The sequence below is a fragment of the Paenibacillus lycopersici genome, from assembly GCF_010119935.1.
Taxonomy (GTDB): Bacteria; Bacillota; Bacilli; order Paenibacillales; family Paenibacillaceae; genus Paenibacillus_Z; species Paenibacillus_Z lycopersici.
The window spans coordinates 1075473-1087794 of sequence record NZ_CP048209.1; the positions used below are offsets into that span (position 1 = coordinate 1075473).

General features: G+C 39.3%; 7 protein-coding genes. 6 read left to right on the plus strand and 1 reads right to left on the minus strand.

Annotated elements, in window-relative coordinates:
* The first annotated feature begins 249 nt into the window (after nucleotides 1-249).
* From GXP70_RS04780 to GXP70_RS04800, 5 genes are all read left to right on the plus strand, one after another.
* Entirely contained in the window at nucleotides 250-1746 is a 1497-nt protein-coding gene (locus tag GXP70_RS04780; protein ID WP_162355415.1) for a type I restriction-modification system subunit M, read from the plus strand.
* Nucleotides 1736-3022 carry a restriction endonuclease subunit S gene (locus tag GXP70_RS04785; protein WP_162355416.1) on the plus strand — a complete coding sequence of 429 codons (1287 nt, stop codon included), beginning with the start codon at nucleotides 1736-1738 and terminating at the stop codon, nucleotides 3020-3022. Before GXP70_RS04780 ends, GXP70_RS04785 begins: the two co-directional genes overlap by 11 nt.
* A gap of 18 nt (nucleotides 3023-3040) precedes the next feature.
* Nucleotides 3041-6115: a type I restriction endonuclease subunit R gene (locus GXP70_RS04790; RefSeq protein ID WP_162355417.1), complete on the plus strand. Its 3075-nt coding sequence runs from the start codon at nucleotides 3041-3043 to the stop codon at nucleotides 6113-6115.
* A gap of 110 nt (nucleotides 6116-6225) precedes the next feature.
* A complete protein-coding gene (locus GXP70_RS04795) occupies nucleotides 6226-6948 on the plus strand; it encodes a hypothetical protein (RefSeq protein WP_162355418.1) in 723 nt (240 codons plus the stop codon).
* A 77-nt stretch (nucleotides 6949-7025) separates the two neighbouring features.
* Nucleotides 7026-10115 carry an anti-phage protein gene (locus GXP70_RS04800; protein WP_162355419.1) on the plus strand — a complete coding sequence of 1030 codons (3090 nt, stop codon included), beginning with the start codon at nucleotides 7026-7028 and terminating at the stop codon, nucleotides 10113-10115.
* Between the two features lie 863 nt (nucleotides 10116-10978).
* On the opposite strand, the gene GXP70_RS04805 is transcribed toward GXP70_RS04800, so the two are convergent.
* Entirely contained in the window at nucleotides 10979-11545 is a 567-nt protein-coding gene (locus GXP70_RS04805; RefSeq protein ID WP_162355420.1) for a hypothetical protein, read from the minus strand.
* 234 nt (nucleotides 11546-11779) lie between these two features.
* Between GXP70_RS04805 and GXP70_RS04810 the strand changes: the two genes are divergently transcribed.
* Nucleotides 11780-12301 carry a hypothetical protein gene (locus GXP70_RS04810; RefSeq protein WP_162355421.1) on the plus strand — a complete coding sequence of 174 codons (522 nt, stop codon included), beginning with the start codon at nucleotides 11780-11782 and terminating at the stop codon, nucleotides 12299-12301.
* The last annotated feature ends 21 nt before the right edge of the window (nucleotides 12302-12322 follow it).

Sequence of the window (12322 nt, forward strand, 5' to 3'; positions counted from 1 at the left end):
TCTTATTTGTATCTATGAAGTCTACCTTCTCGTATAATAGATTCATACATTTGAACTTGCATTAAATGAGTAAAAGCCCTTTAGATATAGGGCTTTTTAACCATGTATGCAGGAGTAGGAATGATAGGTGTCGAAATAAGTGAAGATGTGGGTTACTCAGACCATTCCAGAACGATTGTTCCCTGACACGTAGTTGTCACTTAGGCTTTATTAGAATATACGAAACAGACGATGGAGGCAAACGTACCAATGGCAAAAGAAAACCTGGTTACCAGTATGGAAGATAAATTATGGGCAGCAGCCGATAAGCTGAGAGGCAGTATTGCTTCTTCTAAATATAAAGATGTCGTACTAGGCATCATTTTTCTTAAATACATTTCGGATCGATTCGATCAGCGTTATAACGAGCTCGTTGCTGAAGGTGATGGATTTGAAGATGATCGTGACGAATACGAACGTTTCAATGTATTTTACGTGCCTGAGAAAGCGCGCTGGAAGTACATTATTGAACATGCAACCAAACCGAATATTGGTCAGATAATAGACGAAGCTTTTATTGCAATTGAGAAAGAAAATAAAAATCTTGCAGGCGTGTTACCTAAGATTTACTCAGGTGCCGATATTGATCAGCGCAGAGTCGGCGAAGTCTTAATGGTATTCGAAAACTCGGATACGCTTCTTATTGAAGAAGATGCGCTGGGTCGCGTTTACGAATATTTTCTCGGCAAATTTGCCTTTATGCTCGGGCAAGGTGGGGGAGAGTTCTATACGCCAAGCAGCGTCGTAAAACTGCTTGTCGAGATGATCGAACCGTTCGAGGGGACGATTTATGATCCCTGCTGCGGCTCGGGTGGCATGTTTGTACAAGCGCAGAAGTTCGTAAAAGCGCACGGCGGCAACGCCTTCAACTTATCCGTATATGGTCAAGAGCTGAACGCGGAAACGCGGCGACTTGCGACGATGAACCTTGCCATTCGTGGGATCGAAGCCAATCTCGGCAGCACGCATGATGATACTTTCCATAGCGATCAGTTTAAAGACGAAAAATTTGATTACATTCTTGCTAACCCGCCGTTTAATATTAGCGACTGGGGACAAGAGAGTTTGCTTGTAGACAACCGTTGGAAATGGGGTGTTCCGGCAAAAGGAAATGCGAACTACGCATGGTTATCTCATATGATCATGAAGCTGAAGCCGACTAAAGGCGTTGCCGGAATCGTATTGGCGAACGGCTCTTTGTCTTCTCAAACGACCGGGGAGGGAAATATTCGTGCACAATTTATTGAAGAAGATTTGGTGGATTGCATTGTAGCGTTGCCAGATAAACTGTTCTTTACGACAGGTATCCCGGTTTGTTTGTGGTTCCTTCGCCGCGGCAAGAAGCGCAAAGGCGAGGTATTGTTTATCGATGCGCGTGATAAAGGTACAATGATCAGCCGTAAGCTGCGCGAGCTGGAAGAGACGGATATTTTTCTGATTGCAGATACCTACCATAAGTGGTTGAAAAATGACGGGTATGAAGATGAAGTTGGATTCTGCAAGTCGGCAAGTCTTGAGGAAATCCAAAAACATGACAATGTACTGACACCAGGTCGCTATGTTGGTGTAAAAGAGATTGAAGATAACGAACCATTCGAAGAAAAGATGGAGAAGCTTGTATCCGAACTGGCTGATCTAATGGCAGAGTCTTCTGTCCTGGACGAAAAGATAAAGAAGAGTCTGGGGGCTATTGGGTATGAATTCTGAATTAATGAAGCTAAGTGAAGTAACGACTAAGATCGGAAGTGGTGCTACTCCAAGAGGAGGAAAAGAAGCATATTATAGTACAGGAATTTCACTCATAAGAAGTCAAAATGTACTTGATTTTAAATTCAGTTATGATGGCTTAGCGTTTATCGATGAAACCCAAGCTCATGATTTAAGAAATGTTACTGTTGAGGCAGATGATGTACTGTTAAACATTACCGGCGACTCTGTGGCACGGTGTTGTATGCCTGATAAGAGCGTAATTCCTGCACGAGTAAATCAACATGTAGCAATAATTAGAACAGATCCGGATCTTGCACACTCAAAATTCGTTATGTATGCACTATTAAACCCTTTGGCAAAAAAGAGTCTCTTATCGTTGGCTTCACATGGAGGAACAAGGAATGCCCTAACAAAAGCAATGATAGAGAATTTTGAGATATCACTTCCTCAAATTGACATACAAAAAAAGATATCTTCAATATTATCAGTCCTCGACGAAAAAATAGAACTCAACAATCAGATGAACAAAGTCCTCGAACAAATGGCTCAGGTTATCTTTAAGCAATGGTTCGTTGATTTTGAGTTTCAAAATGAAAATGGTGAACCTTATAGATCGAGTGGCGGCGAGATGGAATGGAATGAGGAATTAGGAAAAGAGATTCCTGAAGGCTGGAGAGCTTCAAATCTTGAAGATTATTGCGAAGTAATAACTGATGGTGCTCATTATTCACCTAAAGAAGTTGATGATGGTTTTCCAATCGCGACTGTAAAGAATATGAGCGAGTATGGAATTGAAATTAATGAATGCAAAAGAATTTCAATAGAGGATTATAATCTGTTAGTTCATAATGGATGCAGACCCATTAAAGGAGATGTTCTTTTCTCGAAGGATGGGACTATCGGAAGGGTATTAAATGTGCTAAGAGATGAAGAATATGTTTTATTGTCTTCGATTGCTATTTTACGAGCTAAAACTCAATATTCTTCAATTTATTTAGGAATATTATTAAAACTTCCATCAACATTAAAAATGATTAAGGATGGGTTTGTAAGTGGGTCAGCTCTTCCTAGGGTTGTATTAAAAGATTTTAGAAGAGCCCCTATCCTTATACCTCAAAATGTGATTTTAAATAAGTTCGACCATATAATAGGGGATCTGATTTTGAAAATTAAACAAAATTATGATTTAAACCAAAGGATGTCTGGTCTCCGTGACACACTTCTGCCCAAATTAATGTCTGGAGAAATCGACGTTTCGGAGATCGACTTATAACAGATTGGCGGTGAAAAAATGTTTACGGAAGATAGCCTTGAATCGGTCGTTCTTGAATTGTTGCAAAATGATCTAAATTATAAAGTTCAGAATGGCTATGAACTAAATCGTGATTTCCATACAGTATTGTTGGAGGATGATTTGCGTGAAACGTTGTACACGCTCAACCCAACGCTATCGGAAGAAGTAATCGAAGCAGCGCTTCGCAAGCTTCAATATATCGATGACGCTAGTCTAATCGGAGCGAATCAATTGTTTCACCGCTATCTCATTGAAGGCGTGAAGATTGAGGTGTACGGGGAGGACGTTCCTTCCCGTATCGTTCGCGTTATCGATTTCGAGCGACCGAGCAACAATTGCTTTAAGGCAATCAATCAATTTACGGTAATTTATAAAGCTGAGAAACGTCCGGATGTTGTTGTATTTGTGAACGGGTTGCCGCTTGTTGTCATTGAACTGAAATCTGCGGTGCGTGAAGATGCTACGATCCATGATGGTTATTTGCAAATCAAGACATATCAAGATGTCATCAAACCGCTGTTCCATTACAATGCATTCAGCATTATTAGTGACGGCGTCAACGCACGTTTCGGATCTATTACAGCGGATTACGACCGTTACATGCAATGGAAGCAGGTAGATCGGCACTCACCTATTGTTGATGAACCGCATATTGCTCAAATCGGTACTCTTCTTAAAGGGCTGCTGAACAAGGAACAACTGCTTGATATTATTCGGAATTTCAGTTTTTTTGCTGGTGGAAAAGCGAAAATCATATCCGGCTACCATCAGTATTTCGGAATGAACAAAGCGATTGATAGCGTCGTTCAGGCTGTGGATGGCGATAAACGGGGCGGTGTCGTGTGGCATACGCAGGGATCCGGCAAGTCGTATTCAATGGTATTCCTTTCTGCGGGACTTGTTGCCAGGTTAAACAACCCGACTATCGTCGTCGTAACAGACCGGAACGATCTCGATGAGCAAATTCATGGAACATTCAGCAGCGCGGCGGATTTCTTGCGCCAAGCGCCTGTTCGTGCAGAATCGAGAGAGAACCTAATCGAGCTGCTGGAGCATCGTTCGGTTGGGGGTATTATCTTCACGACGATTCAGAAGTTTACTGAAGAAACAGGATTGCTCTCAAATCGTCATGATATTATCGTTATCGCCGATGAAGCTCATCGCTCACAGTATGGAATCGATCCCGACATTCGGATCGATAAAAAGACGCTGGAAGCCGAGCTTGTATATGGCTATGCCAAGTATTTACGTGACGCTTTGCCGAATGCGACTTTTATCGGATTTACTGGTACGCCGATCGATTCGCATGACAAATCGACTATTGGCGTGTTTGGTGAACTTATTGACGTATATGATATGACCCAGGCGAAGTTGGATGGCGCAACGGTTGATTTGCATTACGAGAATCGTCTTGCCAAAGTGCATTTGGATGAGGGCATTCTGGATCAAATCGACAAAGAGGTTGCAAGCATAGAGGCGCAAGGGCTAACGCCAGAGAAGATTGAAAAGCTGAAGAAAGACCTGGTCACGATGGAGGCGGTCATTGGTGACGAAGATCGGCTGAATCTCGTCGTAGATGATATTTTAGCCCATTATGAAATCCGCAAGCACATGCTCAAAGGCAAAGCAATGATTGTTGCCTATTCCCGTAAAATTGCATACCGCATTTATCAGTTGATTAAAGAGAAGTCACCGGAAATGGCGAATCAGATCGGGCTTGTCATGACGGACAGCAATAAAGACGAACAAGAGATGCGTGACGTTGTCGGCAACAAACAGCACCGAGTGACGCTCGCTAATCAATTCAAGGATGAGAACAGCCAGCTTAAAATTGCGATCGTCGTTGATATGTGGCTTACCGGCTTCGATGTGCCTTGTCTTGATACGATGTACATCGATAAGATCATGAAAGAGCATAATCTGATGCAAGCCGTTGCCAGGGTTAATCGTGTGTACAAAAATAAGCAGGCTGGATTGATCGTTGATTATATCGGGCTCAGCAAGTATTTGAAGGAAGCGCTCAATACTTATACAAGCCGTGATAAAAACAGTATTCCAGAGATCGATAAAGCCAAGGAAATCCTGATGACGGAAGTTGAAATATTGGAAGGAATGTTCCACGGATTCGAATTCAGCAAGTATATGAACGCGACTCCGAAAGAACGCTTTGAACTCATTCAAGATGGCGTAGAGCATGTTCTGAAAGAACGGGCGAAGGAAGTGTTTTTAAAACACGTTGCTCGGCTACAGAGCGCATATAACATCTGTGCAACGGCACTTGATTTTTCGGTGCGTGTACAAGTGAGCTTCTTTATGGCGGTGAAGTCGTTTATCGTTAAGGTTGAGCGAGATGGAATGCCGGATGTGGAAGCTTTTAAGAAAAAAATAACCGCGATGATCGAGCAGGCGATAATTAAAGACGGGGACGAAGTCGTTTCGATTTCTGCCAAGAAAGAAAAAAGTCTTCTGTCCGTCGAAAATTTGCAGAAGATTATGGCGATGAAACGCAAGAACATTGCGGCTACGATCCTGAAAAAACTGATTGATGATAAAATCAAATGGTTTGAGAAGACAAACATCGTTCGATCTGGATTTTTCTCAGAAAAGCTGAAGAACATCGTAGAGCGTTATAATCAGGTTGAAGACATTAACGTAATGATTACGCAGATGATTGATATCGCCAAAGAAATTGAAGCTGCAATCAATGAAGGCGTCGACTTGCAGCTAACGCCTGAGGAACAAGCATTTTACGATGCGCTTGCGAAGCCGGGGTTGGTTAAGGAACACTATCAGTCCGATGTACTTCGTGAGATGGCGAAAAAGCTTCTTCAACTCATTGTCGATAATAAAACGCCTGACTGGTACAAGCGGAATGACGCGAAAGCCAATATGCGCTCCCTAATAAAGCGGCTGTTGAAGGAGTTTAAGTATCCACCGGAAGAGATCCCTGGTGCAATCGATCTCGTGATTAAACAGGCGGAGTTGCAGATGAAGCATAGCTACTATAATGCTCCAGCAGATCGTAGCTATTATCAAATTGCCGCTGATGGAAAAGGTATCTATGAGGTATAATGAATGACAGCGGTACTTACGAATTATCAAATAGATATGACATCGTAGATGGACTTGAGCTGAAGGGCAGATACCTTCAGCTTTTTTATACTAATTTAGGAGAGATGACCGTGGAACTAGAGCAAATTATCCAATTAATAAAGACGGATTTTCCAAAACAGTCCATCGAAATATCGGAAAGCTTAGAACTGCTTAAAGAGACCATTAGCGATACAATGAATGTTATTGATCAGAAGATGAGTGATGCATTTCGACGGAGAGACTTCACGACTCGTAGAGAATACGAGTCTGTAGCTGTGTCCATCCATTCATATGAGAATAGGCTAGATGAGTTTATATCTATGTTGACTCTCGAAGAGGCTGAAATGTACGAAGTAGACGTTACTGAGTTGGGTGAAGAAGATGAGAAAAAAGCAATTCCAGATTACGCTGCCTACACCGTTGATAATAATGTTGAGCATACGCTCTATGAGGACTTTACGCATATACGTCCTGATTCGTTTAAGCTCTTAAATAATGAGAAGATATTAGTAAAAACATGGATCGATGTTTTTCTGGAAACTAGTGAAATACTGGTACATTTGGACGCTGATAAATTTAGACAATTCGAGCATAATCCACAGATGAATGGTAAGAAGAGCAAATATATATCATCCAACCTAGCGGGAATGAGAAAACCGAGACTATTGATAGAAGACCTATATTTGGAAACGAATATGAGCGGAAATGGTATTCGTAATCTATTGCTAAAAATGCTGAAAGCATACGGGTTTAAGGCATCAGATTATAAAGTCTATTTCCGAGCGGATTATTCGGAACTTAATCAGGAGTAACTTAATTTTTTTATTTTCAAATAATAATTTGCAGCTATATGACACTATTATCTTTTCTACGAAGGGGAAACTCACAAATGAAAATTGGAATACTTCAGTTAAGTGATATTCACATGGCGATCGAAGAGAACAGTGTGCTAACCAAACATGAAAAAATCCATTCTGCAATTCAAGAATATATTTTTGAAATAGATCATCTCTTTCTGATGGTAACAGGTGATAGTGCTTACTCAGGGCAGTATGAAGAATATATCAAAACAATCGAAATGCTAGAAGGAATTTCATCCAATATAAGTAGAGTTAAAAAAATTGGCATATCGTTTATAATCATCCCGGGGAATCACGATTGTGATTTTAAAGCCGGAAAGCCACCAATTCGGGACATGGTTATAAACAATATTCAAAATGGGAAAGTAAGCAGTTTTGATGAATATATTATTGATGAATTACTTGCACCGCAGGAACAATATATCAATTATTTACAGTATTTTGAGCCTACTGAAAATAAAATTTATGACAATAAACTTTTCAAAAGCTATTTGTTTAATTTAGGCTCATTTAATATCATTTTCAACTGCTTTAACTCATCATGGATCTCCATGTTAAAAGAGAAGCCGGGCAGTTTGTATTTTCCTATTGAAAAATTTAAAGAATATCTATCTTTATCAAAAGGTGATTTGGTGATTTCAACAATTCATCATCCCCTGAATTGGTATTTTCCTGAAAATTCAAGAGTTATCGGGGAAACTTTAGAAGCATGCTCTGATTTTATACTTACAGGTCATGAACATGTTTCAACTGCTAGTAAAGTGGAGGATTTTTCCGGTAACATTACACAATATATTGAAGGTGGGGTATTACAAGAATCAAACACTCCAGTCGTAAGCCAATTTAATTTATTAATTTTTAATTTGGCTTCAAAACATCAAAAATTCGTTCGATATTCTTGGAATGAGTCTTACTATTCAAATGTATTTGAAACAGATTGGGTAGCATATCAACGCTTTGTTTCTCTAAACAAATCTGTATTTGTACTTTCAAATGAATTTAATTCTTACCTGAATGATCCTGGTATTACAATAAGGCATCCACGTAAACCAATTGTATCACTAGAGGATATTTATTTATATCCTGATGCAAGATTGGTGGAGATCAATGAAAAAGCCGGTAAGGTTGATCAAATTGTTAATCTTCAAAAAGTAACCTCATCTTCCGAAGATATTAAATTGTTCATCTTTGGTTCTGAACGATCTGGTAAGACTGCATTCTGTAAGACAATATATCGCCATTATCATAATAATGGACTCGTACCAGTATATATAAATGCCCTGGAAATCAAAAGTAATACGTTATCAGATTTTAACAAAGTCGTTTATAAGAATTATATCTATCAATACTCGGATAGTACATTAGAAAGATACAAGCAACTTGAGCATTTTAAAAAAATAATTATCATTGACGATTTAGAAAAAAGTAAACTAAATAGTAAGTCCGTTTCGGAATTAATAAGTAACATTATGGTCATGTATCCCAACTTAATTTTAACTGGAAATGAAATGATGAAATATTCTGATCTGATTGAGGATGAAAAAGATGAGGAAGATTTCCTAGACAAGTTTGAAAAGTTTGAAATTTTGCAATTTGGACACTTGAAAAGATCGCAATTAGTTAACAAGTGGAATTCTCTTGGTCAGGTAATTAATATATCAGAAGCAGAATTAATGGAAAAGCATGATAAAATGATAGCTGATATAAATATTGTAATTGGTAACAACTTTGTTCCTTCGTTTCCATTTTTTCTGTTGATATTACTGCAAACAGCAGAAAGTGGAATGCCACATAATAATAAGGATTCTGCATATGGATATTATTATGAACTTCTTATAACACAGTCCTTCATTAATATTAATATGCAACACAAGGAAATTGACGCGTATTACACTTATATTTCTGAGTTAGCATATTATTTTTTTGATAAAGATATATATGAATTTTCTTATTTCGAGTTTGAACAATTTAATGGGGGGATATGCCAAAAATATGATTTAACAAATGATTTTGAGCGAACACTAAAAAGATTAATCAATTCATCAATTATAGAATCACGCAACAATTCCTATAGTTTTAAGTACAGTTATATATATTACTACTTTGTAGCTAAATATTTTTCTGTGAAAATTACTGAAGAAAAAATTAGAGATAAAATTGCAGAGATGTGTAGTAATGTACATATTGAAGAGTATGCTAATATTCTAATGTTTTTAACTCATCTCTCTAAAGATCCTTTTATTCTTTACGAAATTCATAAACAAGCACAGAAAATTTTTGATGAATGTAGCCCCACTACACTTGAAAACGATATTGTAGCTCTAAATAACTTAGCTATTGAACTACCGAAAATCGTTTATCATAATATTGAAGTTAAAAAACACCGTGAAGAACAACTTATTGCGAAAGATGAGATGGAAAGAGGGCATCAACAAGTAGCAGTAACAAAAAGAGAACAAGATGCCTCAAGAAATTCAGCTATGGATGTTGCTGCCAAATTAAATGTCGCCTTTAAGACTATCGAAATTTTAGGACAAATATTAAGGAATTATTATGGATCGATCGAAGCAACAGAGAAATATTTTTTAGCTGAAGAATCCTATATGGTTGGATTGCGAACTTTAAATTCCTTTTTGTCAGTGATTAGTGATAATGTTAATAATATTGCTAATAAAATTCAAAAATTTATCGAGCAACAAGAAGGGGATCATAATAAAGCTGAGATACAGAAAAAGGCGGGAAAACTTCTCTTTAATCTATGCTGTGCAATTTCATATCACACGATTATAAAAGTTTCAGAATCGATCGGTTCAAAAGACTTGTATTCTACTTATCAGAAGATTACAGAGCAACATAATTCTGTGGCAGTAAGACTTATCGAAATTTCAATAAAGCTAGATCAATCTCGTTCTTTACCGTACAACGATATTAAAGCTTTAAAGGAATATACAAGTGATAACGTATTAGCTACGAGTTTGTTGAAGGTATTGGTAATCAACCACTTGTATATGTTTGATACAGACAGAATAGAAAAGCAAAAAATTTGCTCGTTGTTAGATATACCAATGAGTAAACAACTTGCAATTGATTTGGTTTCAACTCAGAAGAAAGACAGATGATTTTCATTAAAGAAAACGAAGAGGATTCGGTAACAGATCCGGTAACACTCCGGTAACAAACTGCCGAAAATGAGCCGGATCTATCGATGATTAGCAGTGACGGTAATTACCATAAACCCAAATAGGACGCGGTTTCCGAGAATTTCTGATTCCCATCAATAACGAATCGAAGAACACTGGCAGTGTAGAGGTCAGAACAAACAAGGCGTAATACGGTTCATCTTAATCCGCCATAAATATAGGCAAGTTAAGCTCAAAGATTCGCTTAGCTCAATTGCCGTAAATCTGCCGCAAAAATTCGTAATAAACCATGATGAATCAAGAGAATGCCTAATATAGAAAAACAAAAACCCTAGAATATATGCGGTATAAAGCGATTATACGAGAAGGGAACATAATAGGGTAGCTTCCCGCATACGGTGCATGTGGAATCGGAGGCTTTGTTGGTGAGGGATGTGTAAACAATAAACAAACCCTTTCCATTTTAAATAAAGTCTGCCAATGATAAATAAACTCATGATAAACAGGGGGAAAGGCCATGAGGAGAAAGGGGAAACCCTTATCCCGTAAGCTTTTCTCAATTTTTTTATCAAGACATTATTCAAACTCAAATAAAGTTGTACTAAAGGCGTGTATAGAAACGGAGCGGGAGACGTCCCGCTTCTTTTTTGACCATAATTTCATTTATTTAGGAGCGGCCATTGGTAGTAGCCCTTCGTTGTGCCCCGCCAGTGCCTCGTCCGCACAAAGAAAGTCCCTACCCAATCGGCAGGGCGAGAACCGGCCAGCAACAAATCGTTAGCATGGCTATGATTGGTGTTTTTTGCGTAAAACAATCACAAGTAATGATTGATTTAATATTATCAGATCAATCTTATGAATAGTCTGTTCGATCGTGATAAACGATCCTTATCAAGGCGGATTTTGAGTAGTTTAGAAACTAAAATGGCAGGATTTATGGCTTCCAGTAGCTTCAGCATACGGAAAAAGGTCAGATGCATGAACAGATTTCGTGAGGGGAAGCCGCGTTTCTTGGTGCAGAAACGTTGGAATTCATGAATGACCTTGGACGGTTCAGCTGATGGTTTCTTTTCGAGAGGGGAGGCAGCATCCCGTTGTTCTTTGGCTATCGAGAAGAGAATATGCCTTGGGTTTTCACGATTAACGGCAATCGTCACGGGAACTTCAGGGATACTGGACGCACATTGAGCTTGTGGCGATGAATCGGCGCTTTTAGAGGAGTTGCTTTGGTCCGAGCAGTTAACCGGAATGGTTGCATAGTCGTACGAGCCTTGATCGGAAGGTTGAAATTGCTTATTCGGCAAGTATAGCTCAAAGAACGCAGAAAGCTTCTTGTTCCACGCATAGATGGTGTTTACATGAAGCTTAAGCTCGATTGCGATTTGTTTGAACGGAAGCATGTCGAGCAAGAGGTATTGAATGAACTTTGGCCATTTTTAAACGTTGCGGCTTCGGTGGAAGAAGGTGCGCGTTAAATCGCTGAAAATATGTTTGCAGTGCTTACACTGATAACGCTGCCAGCCCGTACCGTTAACAAGGCCATATCGTACGTAATTACAAACGGTTTTACCCGAGGACTGCATGCAATGCGGACAGAAGACGCCTTTAATGAAACGTTCGCTCCGGATTGCTAGATGATTTAGTTGAAGAAGCTCGATGGACTCCGTTATCAGCAATTGGAACTCATATTTCAGACGCAGGTTTTCAATGGCTATTTACGTTATTCCAACGAGAAGTACGCTAACCCACTAACGATGGGCTTTCTTCGCAGATTCTATGAGCTTGCCGAACAGCACTACGGTGCGAAGTTATTTGACGAGCTGCAGTGGATGAAGAACCGCGTGGTTTTGCCCAAAGCGGCAGTAGGGAAAAGAGAAGTCTATGTTCCATTTTCGTTTTGCTTCGCTCCGCAAGAGAAACGGCTTATTTTTATCGAATATGGGAAAGTAGAAGAGGCCGAGAAGTGGCTGCCAATCTTTAAGACGATGGTGGAGAATTTCGTACTGGAGAACGCCTTGCCGGAGATCGATGTCGTGACATACTGGGATCTGATGAAGGGGACGACCAAGGAATTATCTTTCCCGGACGCTTTTCTGGCACCAAAGGATCGTGTGCTTCAGACGGCAAGAAGGCTAGTCGAGCAAGCAATTGGCCGAAGAAGGTAATTTTCAGGTCATATGCGTAAA

Coding starts and splice junctions, on each gene's coding strand:
- GXP70_RS04780 (WP_162355415.1), top strand. CDS start 250: ATGGCAAAAGAAAACCTGGTTACCAGTATGGAAGATAAATTATGGGCA.
- GXP70_RS04785 (WP_162355416.1), top strand. CDS start 1,736: ATGAATTCTGAATTAATGAAGCTAAGTGAAGTAACGACTAAGATCGGA.
- GXP70_RS04790 (WP_162355417.1), top strand. CDS start 3,041: ATGTTTACGGAAGATAGCCTTGAATCGGTCGTTCTTGAATTGTTGCAA.
- GXP70_RS04800 (WP_162355419.1), top strand. CDS start 7,026: ATGAAAATTGGAATACTTCAGTTAAGTGATATTCACATGGCGATCGAA.